This window comes from Rhizobium sp. P1_E6, assembly GCF_056405875.1.
This window is the reverse complement of sequence record NZ_JBFUBG010000024.1, coordinates 1-19,606: the sequence shown is the minus strand read 5'-3', so window position 1 is coordinate 19,606 and position 19,606 is coordinate 1. Positions and strand designations below refer to the sequence as shown.

The window sequence follows — 19,606 nt, the reverse complement described above, 5'->3', positions numbered from 1 at the left end:
CAGGAAGACGTCATCCACAGCCGGAATGCCCGGATTCCTTGCCCCTCAAGGGTTTCTGAGCTAGTCAGGACCTATGGGACAAGAGATTTTACCGCCTTCTGGCGGAGACGGCGACAATATTCAACCGGTCGACCTGAAGGCGGCACTCGAAGAGCGCTACCTTCGCTATGCATTGTCGACCATCATGCACCGGGCGCTGCCGGATGTGCGTGACGGCCTGAAGCCGGTCCATCGCCGCATCGTCTATGCGATGCACGACATGGGCCTGCGGCCGAATGCGGCCTTCAGGAAATGCGCAAAGATCGTCGGCGAAGTGATGGGTAATTACCACCCGCACGGAGACCAGTCGATTTATGATGCGCTGGCACGCTTGGCGCAGGATTTTTCGCAGCGCTACACGCTGGTGAACGGGCAGGGCAACTTCGGCAATATCGACGGCGATAGTCCCGCCGCCATGCGATACACCGAATCGAAGATGACCGCGGTCTCCGAGCTGCTGCTCGAAGGTATCGACCAGGATGCCGTCGATTTCCGTGATACCTACGACGAGTCCAATTCCGAGCCGATCGTTCTTCCCGGCGCCTTCCCGAACCTTCTGGCGAACGGTTCCTCGGGCATCGCAGTCGGCATGGCGACATCCATTCCCTCGCACAATGTGCATGAGATCTGCGATGCCGCACTGCACCTGATCAAGCATCCCGATGCCACGATCGAGAAGCTCGTCGAATTCATCCCCGGCCCGGATTTCCCGACGGGCGGCATCATCATCGATAATAAAGAAAGCATCATCGAGAGCTACCGCACCGGCCGCGGCGGTTTTCGCGTGCGTGCGAAATGGGAGACGGAAGATCTCGGCCGCGGTGGCTACCAGATCATCGTCACCGAAATTCCTTTCCAGGTGCAGAAGTCGCGCCTGATCGAAAAGATCGCCGAGCTCCTGATCGCCCGCAAGCTGCCGCTGCTGGAAGATATCAGGGACGAATCGGCCGAGGACATCCGCGTCGTCCTAGTGCCGAAGAGCCGCACCGTCGATCCGACCATTCTCATGGAATCCATGTTCAAGCTGACTGAGCTTGAAAGCCGTTTCCCGCTGAACATGAACGTCCTGTCGATGGGCGTGATCCCGCGCGTCATGGCGCTGAACGAAGTGCTCAAGGAATGGCTGGCGCACCGCCGCGAGGTCCTGCAGCGCCGCTCGCGCTTCCGTCTTGCGGCCATCGACCGGCGCCTCGAAATCCTCGGCGGTTTGCTGATTGCTTACCTCAACATCGATGAGGTGATCCGCATCATCCGCGAGGAGGATGAGCCCAAGCCGGTGATGATGGCCCGCTGGGACCTGACGGACAATCAGGTCGAGGCGATCCTCAACATGCGGCTGCGTGCCCTGCGCAAGCTCGAAGAATTCGAGATCCGCAAGGAGCACGACGAACTCACCAGGGAAAAGACCGATATCGAAGCGCTGCTCGCCTCCGACGAGAAGCAGTGGCAGACGGTCGCCTGGGAAATCGGTGAGGTGAAGAAGAAATTCGCCAAGGCCACAGAGGTCGGCCGTCGCCGCACGCAGTTTGCCGAAGCCCCTGATGCTGACGAGGAAGCCATTCAGCACGCGATGATCGAGAAGGAACCGATCACCGTCGTCGTCTCGGACAAGGGCTGGATCCGCGCTCTGAAAGGCCACATCTCTGATACTTCGACCCTGACCTTCAAGGAAGGTGACGGCCTGAAGGTGGCCTTCCCGGCACAGACGACGGACAAGATCCTGATCGTCACGACCGGTGGCAAGGTCTTCACGCTCGGCGGCGACAAGCTGCCCGGCGGCCGCGGCCACGGCGAACCATTGCGTATCATGATCGACATGGAAAACGATCAGGATGTTCTGACCGCCTTCGTCCACGATCAGACGCGCAAGATGCTGATCGTCTCCACGGAAGGAAATGGTTTCGTGGTTCCGGAAACGGAAATGGTCGCCAATACCCGCAAGGGCAAGCAGATCATGAACGTCTCGATGCCTCACGAGACCAAGCTTCTCGTTCCGGTGAGCGGCGATCATGTCGCGGTCGTCGGCGAAAACCGCAAGATGCTGGTCTTCCCGCTGAGCCAAGTGCCGGAAATGACGCGTGGCAAGGGCGTGCGCCTGCAGCGCTACAAGGACGGCGGCATTTCTGACGTTCGCTGCTTTGCCATCGCCGATGGCCTGAACTGGGAAGATAGCGCAGGCCGCACTTTCACGAAGAACAAGGACGAGCTTGCCGAATGGCTGGCCGACCGCGCCACCGCCGGCCGCACCGTGCCGAAGGGCTTCCCACGCAGCGGTAAATTCGCCGGCTGATCCCGGAATTTTGATGCTCCGCCCTTGGCAGGCGGAGCAATTCCGCTATCTCAGTCCTGTCACCAAAAAGAAGGGCCAACAAGAAGGGCAACGTCGTTCCGCGGGCGGGCGGGATGGCCATAGCCGTACGCTTGTGAGCGCGCGCGAACAATGGAGGCCCCGACAACGGAGGCCCACCACCGGAGGAACGCCGATGCCTGCCGCCAATACCATCAAACTGCACGTAGCCCACAGTTACAGGGCGCCGCCTGCCACGGTCTATGATGCCTGGCTCAATCCCGAAATCGCCCGCCGCTTTTTATTTGCGACCGATGACGGCCACGTCATTCGCGCCGATATCGATCCGCGCGTCGGCGGCCGCTTCTTCATCGTCGACCGCCGCCCGACCGGCGACGCCTTTCATCACGGCGTATTCCTGGAGTTGAAGCGCCCCAGACACATCGTCTTCTGCTTTTCGGTCGAGGAGCACGACCACAATTGCGATCGCGTCGAGATCGATATCGAACCGCTCGGCAGCGGCAGTCGCCTGACCATCACGCATGAAATGTGCGCCGAATGGGCGGAATATGAGGAAAAGACCCGCCAGGGCTGGACGCATATTGTCGAAGGGCTGGATCGAGAACTGGAGCTTTCCACTGGTTCGAAGCGATCGAACTCCGAGGTAGGTCAGTCCGCCGGTGCTATGATGTGAGGGGGCCGATCAAGCGGACTGAGCGCTCTTGCCTCTCGCCATCCAGACGGAATGCGYGGCAATCGCTGCAACCAGTATCGCGCCGCCGATGAGCGTCATGGTAGCGGGCGTTTCGGCGAAGATCATCCAGACCCAGATCGGCGCAAGCACTGTCTCCAAGAGATAAAACATGCCGACCTCGGGCGCGGAGAGGTAACGCGGTCCCGTCGCCAGGCACCAGAAGGCGACCGGCATCAGGATGGCACCATTGAAGAGGATCCAGCCGGGATGGGTGATTGACAGCCCGGATGGCAGGATCTGTGTTAGGCCGAGTGCTGCCGGCAGGATGGCGGCAAGCAGTGGCACGAAGCCCATCTCCCGGCGCGAGGCACGCCCAACTGTGATGGCCGCGGCGAGGATAAGCGCGCTGAGCAGCGCCATGACGTCCCCGAAGACGTGGCCGCTCGAAAGCCCTTCGTTCACGATCAGTCCGACGCCGAAGATCATGAACAGCATGGCGATTAGCGTCGCTGGCTGTGGCCTCTCCTTTAGGAACAGCCAGGAAAGTAATGCCCCGAACATCGGGTTGAAAGCGACGATGAAGACAACATTGGCCGTGGCTGTATTGAAGACCGCCAGCACGAAGGTGAGGGAGGAGATGCCGTAGAGCAGACCGGCCACCACACCGGGCCGTCCCAGAATGAGCACCGGCCACTTGCCGGAGAAAAGGCGGATACCGATCAGGATGATGAGTGCGGCGAGAACCGTGGCCACGCTTCGCATGCCGAGGATCGACCATATATCGCCCTCGGCAAGACGGACGAGCGGAATGTCCATGGAAAGTGCCAGACCGCCGATTGCCGTCAGCAGCAGGCCTTTCCGGTGATCGGAAAGGTGGGCAAGGGGCATCAGTCCTGCGGATCGTCCTCGAGAGAAGAGGGATCGAAGCGTTCCCAACCGCGCGGGGTCAGATGCTCCTGCGGCTGGAAGCGTGTCTTGTAATCCATCTTCCGCGACCCTTGAACCCAGTAGCCGAGATAGACATGCGGCAGGCCGAGCGCTCTCGTGCGGCGCACGTGATCGAGGATCATGAAGGTTCCGAGCGAGCGCCGGTCGAGATCCGGATTGAAGTAGGAATAGACCATCGAAAGGCCGTCGCTCATCGTATCGGTCAGGGCGGCGGCGAGCAGTTCACCCTTCGGTCGCGTCTCCAGCCCTGAACCTTCCTCGCGTCGGCGATACTCGATGATCTTGGTGTTTACATGCGTGTCTTCCACCATGATCGCATAGTCGAGCACGGTCATGTCGGACATGCCGCCCTGCTGGTGGCGAAAATCGAGATAACGGCGGAACAGGGAATATTGCTCGCTCGACGGCTGAGCCGGAAATTCCGTGGCGATGATATCGGAATTGCCAGTCAGTACCCGCTTCATTGATTTGGTGGGCTCGAATTCCTGCGCCAGGATACGTACAGACACGCAGGCGCGGCAGGCCTCGCAGGCGGGACGATAAGCGATGTTCTGCGAGCGGCGGAAACCGCCCTGGGTCAGGATATCGTTCATCTCCGCCGCACGGGGGCCGACGAGATGAGTGAAGACCTTGCGCTCCATCTCATGCGGCAGATACGGACAGGTAGCCGGAGCCGTCAGATAAAACTGAGGGGATGGCGTGGTCTGCGTATTCATCTCTCGCGGAGATTTCCTTTCGGGGCGCCTGTCGATGCGGACAGCATGACGCAAGAATAAAAAACGTCAACCGCACGGCATTCAGTGCCGCGCAATCGAATATTCGATTTCTTGGATATGGCGTCCTTTTATGGCCGGCAAAGGGCGGGCGGAGACTTTATTTCGTCCCCGCCGGGACTGAATCAGTTGGTGCGGACAGTCGCCGTGCCGACGAGGAAATCGTGCAGCAGGCGCGAGCGCTCTGTGAACAGGCCGACCAGCAGAATGAGCGGCGTCAGCACCGAGTTCAGGATCCAGAATAGCGCCAGGTGAACGATCGCCGTCAGGAAGTCCATCTGCCGCCCGTCGACGCGCACGATCGCGATGCCCATCGCGCGCATGCCGAGGGAGGCTTGTAACGGACCGCCGACACTCAGGCCGAAGTAGATGCCCGCGACGATGACGAACAGCGCCGGATAAAGAAAGAAGCCGAGCCCCAGTGTCACGATTCCCAGGAAGAACACCACGATCGCCGCCGGAATGCAGAGCAGGGCGACGATGACATAGTCGAGGATGAAAGCGAGGACGCGACGGCTCAGCACACCGCTATAGGCGCGCCAGTCCTCCGGTGCGGCATAAAGCGGGTTGGGATCGTAGCTCATCCATATCTCCCTTCGAAAAACGATGCCGCTGATATGGTATCGTCAGGGGGAAATACAATAATTCGCCCCAAAATCACCTTTTGGCGAGGATTTTCGCCACTTCCGGCGCAAAATAAGTGAGGATGCCGTCGCAGCCCGCGCGCTTGAAGGCGAGCAGCGTCTCCATCATGATCCGCTCGCCGTCGATCCAGCCGTTCATCGCCGCAGCCTTGATCTGCGAATATTCGCCCGAGACCTGATAGGCGAAAGTCGGCAGGCCGAACGCCTCCTTCACCCGCCAGCAGATATCGATATAGGCAAGGCCCGGCTTGACCATCAGCATGTCGGCGCCTTCCTCGACATCGAGGGCGGCATCGCGGATCGCTTCGGTGCCGTTGGCCGGATTGATATAGTAGCTGTTCTTGTCGCCCTTCAGCAGGCCCTTGGTGTTGATCGCCTCGCGATAGGGACCGTAGAAGCCGGAGGAGAACTTCGTCGCATAGGACATGATGCCGACGCTCTGATGCCCGGCGGCATCGAGCCCGCGGCGGATCGCGCCGATGCGCCCGTCCATCATTTCCGAGGGGGCGATGATGTCGGCGCCGGCATCGGCCTGCAGGATCGCGGCCCGGACGACCTGATCGACCGTCTCGTCATTGACGATCTCACCGTCGCGCAGGATGCCGTCATGCCCGTGGCTGGTGAATGGGTCGAGCGCCACATCGGTAATAATGCCGATATTAGGCACCGCCTTTTTGATGGCCGCCGTCGTCTGATTGATGAGGTTATTGGCAACCAGGCTGTTGGAGCCCGTTTCGTCGCGCAATTCCATCTCGATATCAGGGAAGGTGGCAAGCGCCGGGATGCCGAGATCGGCCGCTTCCCTGGCCGCCTCGACCGCCTTGTCGACGCTCATGCGGTTCACGCCGGGCATCGCCGCGATCGGATCGACGATGCCGGTTCCCGGAACGATGAAGATCGGCCAGATCAGATCGTCAACCGTCAGGCGGTTTTCCTGCACCAGCCGGCGCGTCCAGTCCGCCTTGCGGTTGCGCCGCATGCGGCGGTGACCGGTGATTTCATCGACGAGATGCGTCTTGTCCTGCATGATATCTGTCCCTGGGCCATTCCATTTATCGGAGCGGTCATTATCATGCGCCCCGGGAAATCCAAACCGGACGATTGGCCGCGGCGGATGAAACCCGAAAAATCGAAGCCGCGACTTGGAACGTGAGGTCTCGCCATGGAAACCGATTCTCCGACGATACCGAAACGGACGCTGACGGATATCCTCTTTATCTTCTTCCTGCGGCTCGTCGCCGTTTCCTGTTTCTGGTTCGGCCTGCAATATTGGGCGATGCTCGTCGGCTACTCGCTGGTCGGCGCCGGCCGCTTCGATCTGTTGAGCCTGCCATGGAAGGTCGCAAGCACCTGCCTTGCCGTTCTTTTCCCTGTCGCCTCGCTCGGCCTTTGGCTTACAGTTTCCTGGGGACCGGTGATCTGGGTGCTTGCCGCCGGCGGCCAGATCCTCATGTACGGCCTGCTTCCGCAGACCTTCGGGGCCAACCAGCTGATCATCCTGCTCCATGTGATCGTGGCCGTCATCTACTGGATTTTCAGGCTTTCCCTGTGGCTGGAGCGACGCCGCCAGCGTCGCCAGGTAAGCGTTGATTTACCCTGATACAGCAAGAGGTTTTCGTAAGCCTCTGTTAAGCCTGCGGTTTAAGTCGAATTTTATATGTATTCGATAGGGTCTCACTCAAGGCGGGAAGAAAACGACACCGCCAAACAAAACAGTGAGGCAGTCAAATGAACACGAAAATCAAGCCGCAGGCGGTATCGACTTTCCATGCACACGAACAGGGCATCCGTGATCTTTACATGGAATCCCTTCACCTTGTTGAACGTCTTCATCGTCGTCTTCTCGACGTGATCAAGGACGAGTTCGACCGTCAGGGCCGCAGCGACGTCAACGCCATCCAGGCGCTCCTGCTTTTCAACATCGGCAATTCCGAGCTGACCGCCGGCGAACTGCGTTCCCGCGGCTACTACCTCGGCTCGAACGTCTCCTACAACGTCAAGAAACTGGTCGACCTTGGTTTCATCAACCACCAGCGCTCGCGCATCGACCGCCGCTCGGTCCGCATCAGCCTGACCGAAACCGGCCAGGACATCGCCGAAACGGTCGCCAAACTCTACGAACGCCACATCGCCTCGATCGACAAGGTCGGCGGCATCGGCACCGACGAGTTTACGCAGATGAACAAGCTCCTGCAGCGTCTCGATCGCTTCTGGAACGATCAGATTTTGTACCGTCTGTAATCCAGTACGACGCTGTAACTGGTTCAATATTAGAATACTCCAACTGGCGCGCAAGTGCACTAAAAGGCACGAGATGGTACAGGGTGGCGCTCGTTTGCGTGCCACTTGCATGCCAGTAAATCCGACCTCCAATCGGCAATTGAACGCATCACGGCTTCCCTCCGTGGTGCGCTTTTCGTTAGAAGGGAATGTCGTCGTCCAAATCCCGTGAGAAGTTGCCTTCGGAAGGGCCGGTAATCTGCTTCGGGGGAGGCGGCAGCTTCCTGCGCTCGGGAGGGGGCGGCAGCTGATTCTGCTCGGGCTCTTCATCCTTGGCGTTGCCCATGATGGCCTGAATACGCCGCAGAAGCTCATTGATGGGCTTGAGGGTGTTCGTCCCWTTGTCCACGACGCCGACAATGTCGATTGCCATTAGGGTGGCGTTCTCGAATCTTGTCCGTACCCTGTCCACATCCGCTTCGAACGCGTTAAGCTTGCTGAACAGCGAATTGCGTTTGCGGTCCTGCAGGTCGGCAGTCGTCAGAACGTCCCGGATCTCTCGAATGAGATTGTGGATGCGCTCCTTGTCCTCTGGGCTGAGCTGGACCGAATAGACCTTTGTGACGCGAGACTTCCGGACCTTCACTTCCATCACGTAGCGCTTCAGCGCGCGGTCGAAGTTTGTGAAAACGGGGTAGATGTCGTCCCAGTCCTCGGGAATAGTCCAGTTCTCAAATCCGAGGATTTCGAGACCCTGTGCGACGCCCAGCATGGTGTTCATGAACTCGACGGCCGCTGAGCGGGTGTCTTGCACGCCGTGGGTCTGCTCCTGATATTCTTGGTTATGCCGCTCGTACAGTCGGACGAACGCAACTTCGGGGTCGTCCGGAAGGTCATCATATTCAGGAAAGTCGTTCATCTTACCCCTCTTGCTGGAGAGAAAGTAAGTAACGGAAGTTGTGCGCACAATACCGTAAACCGCAAACCCACAGGGCAACTGAAGCCTCCGGGCTGGGTGCTCGATTGTGAAAGCATAGTTGCGGGGAGAATTAAGTGGCTGGCAGCACCTCGATGGGGAGGGCGCGGATGGTGACGTGACAGCTTGCGGAAACTCGCCTTTCCGGCCTTTGATTTAACTGTGTGAGCGTGATTCGGGGAGGCAGGAATGGACCAAGGGCTCTGGAGGAGATCGTTCTCGTCGTTTCCCGGCTACGGTTGCCCGAGATGCACGCGGGGCTCTCTCGGGCTGGTCTCTAAGACCATGAGTACTGTACAGGCCACCTATGCCGATCGCCAGCATAGGGAGGAAGGCTACCATCCATACAACGACGTGACGCGGTTCGCCTGCCTGTTGCAATGTGACGCGTTTTCCTGCGGAGAAGTTGTCGCAGTCAGCGGTGACATCACGCATGATGTCGATATCCAATACGATGAGGATGGTGCTCAAGAGCATTACCGGCCCGAGTACCTTCCCCGGAGCATGTTCCCGGCACCTCCAGTGTTTCGCCTGTCCGACCAGTTACCGAAACATTGCGCTGAGCATTTGAGCGCGGCTTTCGGTTTGATGTGGGGCGATACCGGCGCCTGCGCAAATCGCATCCGCGTCTTCGTTGAGGCGCTGCTTGACCACTACGGCATTCCGAGAGAGGGAATGACCAAGAAATCCAAGCCGACGCGTTACGATCTTAGCAAGCGGATCGACCTGTTCGAGGACCAAAAGCCGGGCCATAAAACGCTTTTTGATGCTCTCCGATGGGTCGGGAATCTCGGCAGTCATGCAGGCCCGATGAAATGGGACACCATTCTCAAGTGCTTCCAGATCGTTGAGCACCTAATTGAAATCCTGATTGATGACAAAGCGGGGGCTATCAAGGCGCTTGCACAGGAAATTGTGGACAAGAAGGGCAAAATCTAGCACTTGCAATTCGCGAGCATATGATGAACGGACGGCGTCATGTCCAGCCGTAAAGGCGAGCCCACACCGGCCGAAATAGACCGGACCCACCCCATCAAATTGCGCTGCTGGCTGAGTGTCCCTCGGTAAGTTAGGCGCCGAGCAGGCGGCGTTCTGCCACGGAAGCCGGCTGCTCATCTGCTCACGCGGCCATCAGGTTAGATGTTGACGAAAACCGGCTGCGTTCTCAGCGCGCCCAGTTTGGCCATTCACCTCTGCGTGGCATCTTTGCAACGCACGGCAACCAAGCACAAAGCCCGGTATTCAAGCCGTTTTTTAGTCGTTATTAACCGGCACGGTTTACCCGTCTTATGGTTCGTGGCATGCGGTTCCCGGCAACCGGCAGTCTGTCTTCCGGCCCGGCAACACGAATTGGCCATATTGATGTGACAGCGGAATATTCGATAGCCGGCGTCCTCGATGGACCATTGGCACCATCCAGGTTGCTCGCAATCTTGTGATGGGACTGGCGGAATTTCCTGCTGCGCCGGAAGAACGAACGGATAGGGATCTGCGTTAAAGCGCGGTGATATCGCAAATGGCTGCGGCTTCCTCCACCGCGGCATTGAGTGGTTGGGACGAATGTCTAAGAAGAACGGAATTGAAGCTCTCTCCCGCCGCGCCTTCTTGGCGTCGGCGGCAACGGTTGGTGCCGGCGCGCTTGCCGGACCCGCATTCGCGCAATCGGCGCTGGATGGGCTCCTGAATGCCCCCAAGCGCGGTAACTGGGACGACCAGTTCGATGCCAAGGCCGCCTCGCGCACGGCGACTGCCGTTCTCTCCAATACTCCGATCCTCAGCCCGCAGTCGGTGCCGAGCACCCAGCAGGCGATCATGCAGTATCAGCAGATCGCTTCCGCCGGCGGCTGGCCTGAGGTCAATCCTGGCGATCAGCGCCTGCAGCTCGGTGTTAGCTCCCCCACCGTCCAGGCGCTGCGCCAGCGTCTCGCGATCACCGGCGATCTGCCGCGTGAAGCCGGCCTGTCCAACGCCTTCGATTCCTATGTCGACGGCGCCGTCAAGCGCTTCCAGGCCCGTCACGGCTTGCCCGCCGATGGTGTGCTCGGCGAATTCACGCTGAAGGCGATGAACATTCCCGCCGATGTGCGCCTGCAGCAGTTGAACACCAACCTCATCCGCCTGCAGACCTTCCCGGAAGACCTGGGACGCCGCCACCTGATGGTCAACATTCCGGCTGCCTATGTGGAAGCCGTTGAAGACGGCAGCGTTGCGACGCGCCATACCGCGGTTGTCGGCCGCCTGAGCCGCCCGACGCATCTCGTCAACTCGAAGGTCTACGAGGTCATCCTCAACCCCTACTGGACGGCACCCCGCTCGATCGTCGAGAAGGACATCGTGCCGCTGATGCGCAAGGATCCGACCTATCTCGAAAAGAACGCGATCCGCCTGATCGACGGCAAGGGCAACGAAGTCCCCCCCGAGACCGTCGACTGGAACGGCGAGGCGCCGAACCTGATGTTCCGTCAGGACCCCGGCAAGATCAACGCCATGGCGTCCACGAAAATCAACTTCTACAACAAGAACGGCGAGTACATGCACGACACGCCGCAGCAGGGCCTGTTCAACAAGCTCATGCGCTTCGAATCGTCGGGCTGCGTGCGCGTCCAGAACGTCCGCGACCTGTCGAACTGGCTGCTGCGCGAAACGCCCGGCTGGAACCGCCAGCAGATGGAGCAGGTGATCGCAAGCGGCACCAACACGCCGATCAAGCTCGCGACCGAAGTTCCCGTTTATTTCGTCTATATCTCGGCCTGGGGCATGCCCGACGGCGTCGTTCAGTTCCGCGACGACATCTACGAGATGGATGGCAATGCCGAACTGGCGCTCGACACTACCTCGGGTATGGAGCAGCCGGTCCAGTAATCCGGACATCAAACGATCCTCAAAAGCCGCGCCATTTGCGCGGCTTTTTTGTTTCTGCGGCCCCCACTTCAATCAAAGTGATCGGCCCGCGCGCTTAGCCCAGCAAATGTCGTTCTTCGTATTGCCCTCGCATCGGCGGAAGGCTAATACCTTGCCGCATTCCACCGTAGGAGCCCGCCATGACCAATGCTTCCACCGAATCCTTCTTCAATCGCTCGCTTGCGGACGTCGATCCGGAAATCTTTGGCGCGATCGGAAAGGAACTCGGTCGTCAACGGCATGAGATCGAATTGATCGCATCCGAGAACATCGTTTCCCGCGCCGTTCTGGAAGCCCAGGGCTCCATCATGACCAACAAATATGCCGAGGGTTATCCGGGCAAGCGCTACTACGGTGGCTGCCAGTTCGTCGATATCGCCGAGGAATTGGCCATCGAGCGCGCCAAGAAGCTCTTCGGCGTCAATTTTGCCAACGTTCAGCCGAACTCCGGTTCGCAGATGAACCAGGCGGTATTCCTGGCGCTGCTGCAGCCGGGCGATACCTTCATGGGCCTCGACCTGAACTCCGGCGGTCACCTGACGCACGGTTCGCCGGTCAACATGTCCGGCAAGTGGTTCAACGTCGTGTCTTACGGTGTGCGCGAAGGCGACAACCTGCTCGATATGGATGAAGTCGAGCGCAAGGCCAAGGAAACCAAGCCGAAGCTGATCATCGCCGGTGGCACCGCCTATTCGCGTATCTGGGACTGGAAGCGCTTCCGCGAGATCGCTGACAGCGTCGGCGCTTACCTCATGGTCGACATGGCCCACATTGCCGGTCTCGTTGCCGGTGGCGTACATCCGTCGCCGTTCCCGCACTGCCATGTTGCGACGACGACGACCCACAAATCTCTGCGTGGTCCGCGCGGCGGCGTCATCCTGACGAATGACGAGGATCTGGCCAAGAAGTTCAACTCGGCTGTCTTCCCCGGTCTCCAGGGCGGCCCGCTGATGCACATCATCGCCGCCAAGGCTGTCGCATTCGGCGAAGCCCTGCAGCCGGAATTCAAGGATTATGCTGCGCAGATCGTCAAGAACGCCAAGGCGCTCTCCGAAACGCTCATCGCTGGCGGCCTCGATGTCGTCTCCGGCGGCACGGACAACCACCTGATGCTGGTTGACCTGCGCAAGAAGAACGCCACCGGCAAGCGCGCCGAAGCAGCGCTCGGCCGCGCCTACGTCACCTGCAACAAGAATGGGATTCCCTTCGATCCTGAAAAGCCCTTTGTCACCTCGGGTGTGCGCCTCGGCGCTCCGGCCGGCACGACGCGCGGCTTCAAGGAAGCGGAATTCCGCGAAATCGGTAACCTCATCGTCGAGGTTCTCGATGGCCTGAAGGTTGCTAATTCCGACGAGGGCAATGCCGCCGTCGAGGCTGCCGTCCGCGGCAAGGTGGTGAACCTGACCGATCGCTTTCCCATGTATGATTACATGGGCTAGAGCGCCATGCGCCCGTTCGGGCGCACGAAGGACGCTCTAACTCTTTGAATCTACGCATCAGGCTTTCCGAAAATCGATTTCGATTTTCGGGCCGATGCTAAGGAGAAGGCATGCGCTGCCCCTATTGCGGTTCGGAAGACACTCAGGTCAAGGATTCACGCCCGGCGGAGGATAACACCTCCATCCGCCGGCGCCGCATCTGCCCGGATTGCGGCGGCCGCTTCACGACCTTCGAGCGCGTGCAGTTGCGCGAACTGATGGTCACCAAGAAGACCGGCAGGAAAGTTCCCTTCGATCGTGACAAGCTGGTCCGTTCCTTCGACGTGGCGCTGCGCAAGCGCCCTGTCGATCGCGACCGCATCGAGCGCGCCGTTTCCGGCATCGTGCGCCGGCTGGAAAGCTCGGGCGAGACGGAAATCTCCTCCGAACAGATAGGCTTGCAGGTTCTCGAAGCCATGAAGAGCCTCGATGATGTCGGCTTCGTCCGCTACGCTTCGGTCTATCGCGATTTCTCGCATGCCGAGGATTTCGAAAAACTGATCGCCGAGATCAACGCCAAGATCGGCCGCGATCCGCTGGACGTCTGACCATGGGCGAGGGGATCGCGCAGCCTGAGGATGAACGCTTCATGGCAGCCGCGATCCGCCTGTCGCGCTGGCATACGGGCCAGACTTCCACGAACCCATCCGTCGGCTGCGTCATCGTCCGTGATGGTGTGATCGTCGGCCGTGCCGTGACCGCGCTCGTCGGCCGCCCGCATGCCGAGCCGCAGGCGCTGGCCGAAGCCGGTGAACTCGCCCGCGGTGCGACGGCCTATGTCACGCTTGAACCGTGCTCGCATCACGGCAAGACACCGCCCTGCGCCGAGGCTCTGATCGCTTATGGCGTCGGCCGCGTCGTCATCAGCGTCACCGATCCTGATGTCAGAGTGTCCGGCCGCGGCATTGCCATGCTGCGCGATGCCGGCATCGAGGTGACGTCGGGCGTGCTGGAGGAGGAGGGCAGGCAGTCCCTGTCAGGCTATCTCACCCGCCAGACGAAGAACCGCCCCTATGTGACTCTCAAACTTGCCGTTTCAGCCGATGGCATGATCGGCCGCGAGGGGGTAGGGCAGGTGGCGATCACTGGCCCGGAAGCCCGCGCCCAGGTGCAGGCGCTGCGCGCCGAAACCGATGCGATCCTCGTTGGCATCGGCACCGCGATTGCTGACGATCCGTTGCTGACGGTGCGTGCGCCCGGGCTTGAAACGCAATCGCCTGTTCGTATCGTGCTTGATCCCACTCTTTCGCTGCCGCTGACGAGCAAGCTTGTCGAGACGGCGCGGGAGGTGCCGGTCATCGTTGTGGCGAGTGAAGAGGTTTCACCGCTAGGGTCGGAGGCGGATGGGACACCCCCCTCTGTCCTGCCGGACATCTCCTCCACAAGCGGGGAGATCGGCAAGGCGCTMGCTCCGAATTCCCAAGATGGTCGCTCGTCACCCGCAGCGGAAAATGTGGTGCAGGGAGCTGGCCTCCAGCCAATCTCCCCCCTTGTGGGGGAGATGTCCGGCAGGACAGAGGGGGGTAACACACCCACTGACCCAACCGAGATGGACTCCCGCCGCGCAGCACTCGAAGCCGCCGGCGTCGAAATCCTTTACTGCAATCCCTATCATCCCGAAGTCCTGCTGCCGGCCCTTGCCACACGCGGCATCTCCTCGCTCCTGGTCGAAGGCGGCGCGAAAACCGCGAGGCTTTTCCTCGAAGCCGGTCTCGTCGATCGTATCCAGCTTTATCAGGCGCCTCTCGTCATCGGCGAGGGCGGTATTGAATCTCCGTTGCAGGCAACCGACATACCATCCGGCTTCGCCCACAGGGGCACTTATATATTCGGCGCGGATCGCCTGGACGAATACGAAAGAGAGAATTGATGTTCACCGGAATTGTTACCGATATCGGCACGATCGAATCCGTTTCGCCGTTGAAGGAAGGCATCAAGCTTCGCGTCGCGACGAATTACGATCCGGCGACCATCGATATGGGCGCTTCCATCTCCCATTCCGGCATCTGCCTCACCGTGACCGGCCTGCCGCAGGACGGCAGCAACGGCCGCTGGTTCGAGGTCGAAGCATGGGAGGAGGCGCTGCGGCTTACCACCGTTTCCACCTGGCAGGCGGGCAACCATATCAATCTTGAGCGTTCGCTGAAGATCGGCGACGAGCTGGGCGGCCACATCGTCTCCGGCCATGTCGATGGCAAGGCCGAGATCCTGTCGGTCACGGAGGAAGGCGATGCTACGCGCTTCCGTCTGCGCGCGCCTTTCCATCTCGCGAAATTCGTGGCACCCAAGGGTTCGATTGCGCTCGACGGCACGTCGCTGACCGTGAATGCCGTCGATGGTACGGATTTCGACGTGCTGTTGATCCGCCACACGCTTGAGGTCACCACCTGGGGCGAACGCAGGGCAGGCGACTTCGTCAACTTCGAGGTCGACACGATGGCGCGTTATGCCGCCCGTCTTGCCGAATTCCCTAGCGCAAAAACTGAATGACCGGACCGCTATAGTCCGTCCGCGCTGTTTCCCTGAAGCCGAGCTTCTCGGCTACTTTCAGGGAAGGGGAATTGTCCGGGCTGATGATGCAGCTCATCGGTCGTCCCGGAAACTGCTTCTCGCCCCAGCCGATGATTGCCTTCAGCGCTTCTGTGGCATAACCCTTGCCGTGCGCGGAAGGCAGCAACGCCCAACCCACCTCCATCGTGCCTTCGATCGACGGCTGCATGTCCCGTTTGGCTTCGAGAAAACCCGCTTCGCCGATGAAACGGCCGCTTTCTTTCGCCTCGATCGCGAAGAAGCCGAAGCCCATATAGTGCCACATGCCGGCAAGGCGCAGCATGCGCGACCAGCTCTGCTCGCGGGTGGAAGGTACGCCGCTGATGAAGCGCACGACGTCCTCGTTTCGCCAGAGATCGTAATGAGCATCGAAATCATCGATGTGGTGAGGGCGTAACACGAGCCGCTCGGTCTCCAAGGTCGGAATATCGATCATGATGAGAATGCTTTAAACAAATTGTCGAGAGGTGGCCGAGGTTCAGAGGCCGGGTTCGCCGTCCCAGTAATCGAGCGCATTTTCTCCCCGGCCGATATGGTCGAAGGAGCTTCCTTCGCGGTTGGTCTTGGCGAGAAACTTGCCGGAATCGGGATATTCGCAGATCTCGGTCTTCGCCTTGGTCGACAGGCCGAAATAGATGAGCGGCGTTGATCCGGTGTTGATGATCTGATGCGCCGTTTCCGGCCCGCCTGCGGGCGCGCCCAGCACGTCGCCCTTCTTGATCGCATAGCGCTGGTCGCCGAAACGATATTCGCCCGTGCCCTCGATGATATAGAAGAGCTCGTCCTCGACATGATGATTATGGAAGGGGCAACCGGATTTGCCGGGCGGCACTTCGCTGTAGCTGATGCCGAGATTGGTGAGACCCAGGTGTTTTCCGAACGAAGTGTCGCGGCTTTCGAAAAGCCGTCCTCTCGTCCAGTGCTCAAGGGGTAGGTCGGCCGTATTGATGACCGGCTTTGCATTCATCGCCATAGGGTCCTCCGCTTTGGCGAGAAGACAACCCTATCCGGCGGAAAATGCAACAGCGATTTCGGGAAAAGGCGGCATGGGCGGTGAGGAGATCAGCCGCCCATGCCCGCCTTCCGTGGCAGCCTCAGCGAACGTAGAACGTAATGCTGCCGTCGGCTGCCTGTTCGGCGTTCACGACATTGCGGATATTGACACCATCACTGTTCAGCCTGTGTGCTAGCGACCTGTTGGCGTCGATGGAGGCCTGTATGGCGTGGACAGCACTCTGGGAGCGCTGGAGGACGGAGCGCGGACCGGTGCTTTCGTCGTCGAGGTTGTGCCAGTCGTAGACGGGCTGGATGTCGAAGTCGTTGCCCTGGAAGGTGCGAAGGGTCTGTTCGATACCTTGGGCGGTATTCATGCCGAGGCTTTCAGCCCGGCTGACGCCGGCAAATGCAAGGGAGGAGAAAGCGGCGGCAATAGCGATTTTAGCAACGCGGTTCATGATAGTATCCTTTCGTCAGCTGGGACGGTCGGCTGTCGTTGCAGGGGATCGTCGGCGTTACGACAGGGATTTGGCGCTGCAGCATCGGCGTTTCAATGGCCTAAGCTACTGAAAACAAATTACAAATTGTTCATGAAATCTGCCTTGGAATTGCCGTTATTCCGGCACCCGGCTAAGCATGTTTTTTGCGTCGTTGCGCCTGACAATGCCTGCCTCTGCTATCCCATTGCAGATATTTCGTCTTTCCTTTAGAGCGCCACCCGAATTTGCTTGCCATTCGGACGAAGGCATGTTTTGACCGCGGCCTGCCCGAGTGGAAAATGCCCCTCCAAACGAAGGTGAACCATGCCGAAAGAGACCRCTCCCCATATTTTGATCGTCGAAGCACGCTTCTATGACGACATGGCTGATGCTCTTCTGGAAGGCGCGACCTTCGCGCTGGAAGAGGCGGGCGCTACTTGCGACGTCGTCACCGTGCCCGGCGCGCTGGAAATTCCGGCGGCGATTGCCATGGCGCTCGATGGCGCGGATAATGACGGCACGCAGTATGATGGTTTCGTTGCCCTCGGCATGGTCATCCGCGGCGAGACCTATCATTTCGACATCGTGTCGAACGAGTCCTCGCGCGCTCTTATGGATCTCGCTGTCAGCGAGTCCCTTGCCATTGGCAACGGTATCCTGACCGTCGAGAATGATGAACAGGCCTGGGTGCGCGTGCGCCGCTCGGAAAAGGACAAGGGCGGTTTCGCTGCCCGTGCAGCTCTCACCATGATCGAGCTGAAGAAGAAGTTGGGTGCATAAGAATGACTGACGAAAATACCGAACGACCGGTCAAGGCTGCCAATCAGCGGGGCGCTGCGCGTCTTGCGGCTGTGCAGGCGCTTTATCAGATGGATATCGGCGGCACCGGCGTTCTGGAAATCGTGGCGGAATACGAGGCCCACCGCCTTGGACAGGAAATCGACGGCGCAACCTATCTGAAGGCTGACGCCGGCTGGTTCCGCTCGATCGTTTCTGGCGTCGTGCGCGACCAGCTTCGTCTGGATCCGCTGATCGCCTCCGCCTTGCAGGACGACTGGGCGCTATCGCGTCTGGACAGCACCGTCCGCGCCATCCTGCGCGCCGGCGTCTTCGAACTCGTCGACCGCAAGGACGTGCCCGTCGCTGTCATCGTTACCGAATATGTCGAGATCGCCCGGGCCTTCTTCGACGATGATGAGCCGAAGCTCGTCAATGCTGTTCTGGACCGCATCGCCAAGCAGGTGCGCGGCGACCAGAAGAAATAGGCACTTAGCCGCCAAACGATCCCTCCCTTTGTTTCTGCGGAACTGCAAGGCTTTTGAAGTTTTGCAGTCTTGACGCGACGTTATCGACCACGCAATCTCCGCTCGCCTGCTGGGCGTTTCTATGGAGAGGAGTCGATTCAGCAGCATTCGTCGCCGGAGAAGGAGTGAGCTCCGGCTTATGGGAGGAAAGAGCGAATGACCATTCTTTTATTGGTAATCGCATGTGGCCTGCTCTCGGTGGTCTATGCCATCTGGGCAACCCGGTCGGTACTTGCTGCCGACCAGGGCAACAGCCGCATGCAGGAGATCGCGGGCTATATCCGCGAGGGCGCACAGGCTTATCTGACGCGTCAGTATAGAACCATTGCCATTGTAGGCATTGTTGTTTTCATTGCAGCATGGCTGCTCCTTTCCGCCACGGCCGCGATCGGTTTCCTGATCGGCGCCGTCCTCTCGGGTGCCGCCGGCTTCATCGGCATGCACGTCTCCGTCCGCGCCAACGTGCGCACCGCCCAGGCAGCATCCACCAGCCTCTCGGCCGGCCTGGACATCGCCTTCAAGTCGGGCGCGATTACCGGCCTTCTGGTTGCCGGCCTCGCGCTGCTTGGTGTTTCCATCTATTATTATGTGCTGACTATCGTGCTCGGCCATGAGGCCGGCTCGCGTGAAGTCATCGACGCCCTTGTGTCGCTCGGCTTCGGCGCCTCGCTGATCTCGATCTTCGCCCGTCTCGGTGGCGGCATCTTCACCAAGGGTGCCGACGTCGGCGGCGATCTCGTCGGCAAGGTCGAAGCCGGTATTCCGGAAGACGATCCGCGCAACCCGGCAACCATTGCTGACAACGTCGGTGACAATGTCGGCGATTGCGCCGGCATGGCGGCCGACCTGTTCGAGACCTATGCAGTCTCCGTCGTCGCCACAATGGTTCTCGCGGCAATCTTCTTTGCCGGTGCACCCATACTGCAGTCGGCTATGATCTATCCGCTGGCAATCTGCGGCGCCTGCATCATCACGTCGATCATCGGCACCTTCTTCGTCAAGCTCGGCTCGAACGGCTCGATCATGGGCGCCCTGTACAAGGGCCTTATCGTGACGGGCCTCTTGTCGATCATTGGTCTCGGCGCAGCAACCTCGCTGACAGTCGGTTGGGGTTCGCTTGGCCAGGTAGCAGGTTTCGACATTACCGGAACGAAGCTCTTCTTCTGCGGTCTCGTCGGCCTCGTCGTCACAGCGCTGATCGTCGTCATCACTGAATACTATACCGGCACCGGCAAGCGCCCGGTCGTCTCGATCGCCCAGGCATCGGTCACCGGCCACGGCACCAACGTCATCCAGGGCCTTGCGGTATCCCTGGAA

21 protein-coding genes are annotated in these 19,606 nt (G+C 59.9%); 13 read left to right on the top strand and 8 right to left on the bottom strand.

Annotated elements, in window-relative coordinates:
• Nucleotides 1-73: 73 nt before the first annotated feature.
• Entirely contained in the window at nt 74-2,329 is a 2,256-nt protein-coding gene (gene parC, locus AC1D35_RS14670) for a DNA topoisomerase IV subunit A (RefSeq protein WP_113308428.1), read from the top strand.
• Between the two features lie 193 nt (nt 2,330-2,522).
• A complete protein-coding gene (locus AC1D35_RS14665; RefSeq protein ID WP_113308429.1) occupies nt 2,523-3,020 on the top strand; it encodes an SRPBCC family protein in 498 nt (165 codons plus the stop codon).
• A gap of 9 nt (nt 3,021-3,029) precedes the next feature.
• Here the strand turns inward: AC1D35_RS14665 and AC1D35_RS14660 are convergent, their stop codons facing one another.
• The 4 genes from AC1D35_RS14660 to hemB all read right to left on the bottom strand — a co-directional run bounded on the left by AC1D35_RS14660 (nt 3,030) and on the right by hemB (nt 6,412).
• Nucleotides 3,030-3,908, bottom strand: coding sequence for a DMT family transporter (locus AC1D35_RS14660; RefSeq protein WP_477938792.1), 879 nt, complete (start codon nt 3,906-3,908; stop codon nt 3,030-3,032).
• Nucleotides 3,908-4,684: an arginyltransferase gene (locus AC1D35_RS14655; protein ID WP_113308431.1), complete on the bottom strand. Its 777-nt coding sequence runs from the start codon at nt 4,682-4,684 to the stop codon at nt 3,908-3,910. The genes AC1D35_RS14660 and AC1D35_RS14655 overlap by 1 nt, the downstream gene beginning before the upstream one ends.
• A 182-nt stretch (nt 4,685-4,866) precedes the next feature.
• Nucleotides 4,867-5,325: an RDD family protein gene (locus AC1D35_RS14650; RefSeq protein ID WP_113295286.1), complete on the bottom strand. Its 459-nt coding sequence runs from the start codon at nt 5,323-5,325 to the stop codon at nt 4,867-4,869.
• 73 nt (nt 5,326-5,398) lie between these two features.
• Nucleotides 5,399-6,412, bottom strand: coding sequence for a porphobilinogen synthase (hemB, locus tag AC1D35_RS14645; protein WP_113295287.1), 1,014 nt, complete (start codon nt 6,410-6,412; stop codon nt 5,399-5,401).
• Between the two features lie 135 nt (nt 6,413-6,547).
• On the opposite strand from hemB, the gene AC1D35_RS14640 reads away from it, so the two are divergent.
• Nucleotides 6,548-6,985, top strand: a complete 438-nt coding sequence (locus AC1D35_RS14640; protein WP_113308432.1) for a DUF6163 family protein — start codon at nt 6,548-6,550, stop codon at nt 6,983-6,985.
• Nucleotides 6,986-7,113: 128 nt separating this feature from the next.
• A complete protein-coding gene (gene ldtR, locus AC1D35_RS14635; protein WP_113295289.1) occupies nt 7,114-7,626 on the top strand; it encodes a transcriptional regulator LdtR in 513 nt (170 codons plus the stop codon).
• Nucleotides 7,627-7,804: 178 nt separating this feature from the next.
• Here ldtR and AC1D35_RS14630 read toward each other — a convergent pair whose 3' ends face one another.
• On the bottom strand, nt 7,805-8,524 hold the full coding sequence (locus AC1D35_RS14630) for a hypothetical protein (protein WP_477938789.1): 720 nt from the start codon (nt 8,522-8,524) through the stop codon (nt 7,805-7,807).
• A 246-nt stretch (nt 8,525-8,770) separates the two neighbouring features.
• Here AC1D35_RS14630 and AC1D35_RS14625 point away from each other — a divergent pair, with 246 nt between their 5' ends.
• From AC1D35_RS14625 to AC1D35_RS14600, 6 genes are all read left to right on the top strand, one after another.
• Nucleotides 8,771-9,520 (top strand): DUF4145 domain-containing protein, encoded by a 750-nt coding sequence (locus AC1D35_RS14625; protein ID WP_113308434.1) that lies wholly within the window; start codon nt 8,771-8,773, stop codon nt 9,518-9,520.
• A 621-nt stretch (nt 9,521-10,141) separates the two neighbouring features.
• Complete coding sequence (locus AC1D35_RS14620; protein WP_113295292.1) at nt 10,142-11,443, top strand: L,D-transpeptidase family protein; 1,302 nt, start codon at nt 10,142-10,144, stop codon at nt 11,441-11,443.
• 179 nt (nt 11,444-11,622) lie between these two features.
• The gene (gene glyA / locus AC1D35_RS14615) at nt 11,623-12,921 is read left to right on the top strand and encodes a serine hydroxymethyltransferase (protein ID WP_113308435.1); all 1,299 of its coding nucleotides are present in this window, start codon (nt 11,623-11,625) and stop codon (nt 12,919-12,921) included.
• A gap of 110 nt (nt 12,922-13,031) precedes the next feature.
• Nucleotides 13,032-13,508 (top strand): transcriptional regulator NrdR, encoded by a 477-nt coding sequence (gene nrdR, locus AC1D35_RS14610; RefSeq protein ID WP_113295294.1) that lies wholly within the window; start codon nt 13,032-13,034, stop codon nt 13,506-13,508.
• 2 nt (nt 13,509-13,510) lie between these two features.
• The gene (gene ribD / locus AC1D35_RS14605) at nt 13,511-14,830 is read left to right on the top strand and encodes a bifunctional diaminohydroxyphosphoribosylaminopyrimidine deaminase/5-amino-6-(5-phosphoribosylamino)uracil reductase RibD (RefSeq protein ID WP_477851812.1); all 1,320 of its coding nucleotides are present in this window, start codon (nt 13,511-13,513) and stop codon (nt 14,828-14,830) included.
• Nucleotides 14,830-15,450, top strand: a complete 621-nt coding sequence (locus AC1D35_RS14600) for a riboflavin synthase (protein ID WP_113295296.1) — start codon at nt 14,830-14,832, stop codon at nt 15,448-15,450. Before ribD ends, AC1D35_RS14600 begins: the two co-directional genes overlap by 1 nt.
• Here AC1D35_RS14600 and AC1D35_RS14595 read toward each other — a convergent pair.
• The 3 genes from AC1D35_RS14595 to AC1D35_RS14585 form a co-directional block, all read right to left on the bottom strand.
• Complete coding sequence (locus AC1D35_RS14595) at nt 15,431-15,946, bottom strand: GNAT family N-acetyltransferase (protein ID WP_113295297.1); 516 nt, start codon at nt 15,944-15,946, stop codon at nt 15,431-15,433. The genes AC1D35_RS14600 and AC1D35_RS14595 overlap by 20 nt on opposite strands.
• Nucleotides 15,947-15,988: 42 nt before the next feature.
• Complete coding sequence (locus AC1D35_RS14590; RefSeq protein ID WP_113308437.1) at nt 15,989-16,483, bottom strand: cupin domain-containing protein; 495 nt, start codon at nt 16,481-16,483, stop codon at nt 15,989-15,991.
• Nucleotides 16,484-16,604: 121 nt separating this feature from the next.
• The gene (locus AC1D35_RS14585; RefSeq protein ID WP_113295299.1) at nt 16,605-16,964 is read right to left on the bottom strand and encodes a hypothetical protein; all 360 of its coding nucleotides are present in this window, start codon (nt 16,962-16,964) and stop codon (nt 16,605-16,607) included.
• A 345-nt stretch (nt 16,965-17,309) separates the two neighbouring features.
• On the opposite strand from AC1D35_RS14585, the gene ribH reads away from it, so the two are divergent.
• The 3 genes from ribH to AC1D35_RS14570 form a co-directional block, all read left to right on the top strand.
• Nucleotides 17,310-17,765 (top strand): 6,7-dimethyl-8-ribityllumazine synthase, encoded by a 456-nt coding sequence (gene ribH, locus AC1D35_RS14580; RefSeq protein WP_477938785.1) that lies wholly within the window; start codon nt 17,310-17,312, stop codon nt 17,763-17,765.
• 2 nt (nt 17,766-17,767) lie between these two features.
• The gene (gene nusB, locus AC1D35_RS14575; RefSeq protein ID WP_113308438.1) at nt 17,768-18,250 is read left to right on the top strand and encodes a transcription antitermination factor NusB; all 483 of its coding nucleotides are present in this window, start codon (nt 17,768-17,770) and stop codon (nt 18,248-18,250) included.
• Between the two features lie 195 nt (nt 18,251-18,445).
• Nucleotides 18,446-19,606: sodium/proton-translocating pyrophosphatase (locus AC1D35_RS14570; RefSeq protein WP_477938783.1), on the top strand; the 1,161-nt coding region annotated here is incomplete at its 3' end.

Excerpts from the sequence above, each read along its gene's own strand:
- parC (WP_113308428.1), top strand. The coding sequence starts at position 74 with ATGGGACAAGAGATTTTACCGCCTTCTGGCGGAGACGGCGACAATATT.
- AC1D35_RS14665 (WP_113308429.1), top strand. The coding sequence starts at position 2,523 with ATGCCTGCCGCCAATACCATCAAACTGCACGTAGCCCACAGTTACAGG.
- AC1D35_RS14655 (WP_113308431.1), bottom strand. The coding sequence starts at position 4,684 with ATGAATACGCAGACCACGCCATCCCCTCAGTTTTATCTGACGGCTCCG.
- AC1D35_RS14650 (WP_113295286.1), bottom strand. The coding sequence starts at position 5,325 with ATGAGCTACGATCCCAACCCGCTTTATGCCGCACCGGAGGACTGGCGC.
- hemB (WP_113295287.1), bottom strand. The coding sequence starts at position 6,412 with ATGCAGGACAAGACGCATCTCGTCGATGAAATCACCGGTCACCGCCGC.
- AC1D35_RS14640 (WP_113308432.1), top strand. The coding sequence starts at position 6,548 with ATGGAAACCGATTCTCCGACGATACCGAAACGGACGCTGACGGATATC.
- ldtR (WP_113295289.1), top strand. The coding sequence starts at position 7,114 with ATGAACACGAAAATCAAGCCGCAGGCGGTATCGACTTTCCATGCACAC.
- AC1D35_RS14625 (WP_113308434.1), top strand. The coding sequence starts at position 8,771 with ATGGACCAAGGGCTCTGGAGGAGATCGTTCTCGTCGTTTCCCGGCTAC.
- AC1D35_RS14620 (WP_113295292.1), top strand. The coding sequence starts at position 10,142 with ATGTCTAAGAAGAACGGAATTGAAGCTCTCTCCCGCCGCGCCTTCTTG.
- glyA (WP_113308435.1), top strand. The coding sequence starts at position 11,623 with ATGACCAATGCTTCCACCGAATCCTTCTTCAATCGCTCGCTTGCGGAC.
- nrdR (WP_113295294.1), top strand. The coding sequence starts at position 13,032 with ATGCGCTGCCCCTATTGCGGTTCGGAAGACACTCAGGTCAAGGATTCA.
- AC1D35_RS14600 (WP_113295296.1), top strand. The coding sequence starts at position 14,830 with ATGTTCACCGGAATTGTTACCGATATCGGCACGATCGAATCCGTTTCG.
- AC1D35_RS14595 (WP_113295297.1), bottom strand. The coding sequence starts at position 15,946 with ATGATCGATATTCCGACCTTGGAGACCGAGCGGCTCGTGTTACGCCCT.
- AC1D35_RS14590 (WP_113308437.1), bottom strand. The coding sequence starts at position 16,483 with ATGGCGATGAATGCAAAGCCGGTCATCAATACGGCCGACCTACCCCTT.
- AC1D35_RS14585 (WP_113295299.1), bottom strand. The coding sequence starts at position 16,964 with ATGAACCGCGTTGCTAAAATCGCTATTGCCGCCGCTTTCTCCTCCCTT.
- nusB (WP_113308438.1), top strand. The coding sequence starts at position 17,768 with ATGACTGACGAAAATACCGAACGACCGGTCAAGGCTGCCAATCAGCGG.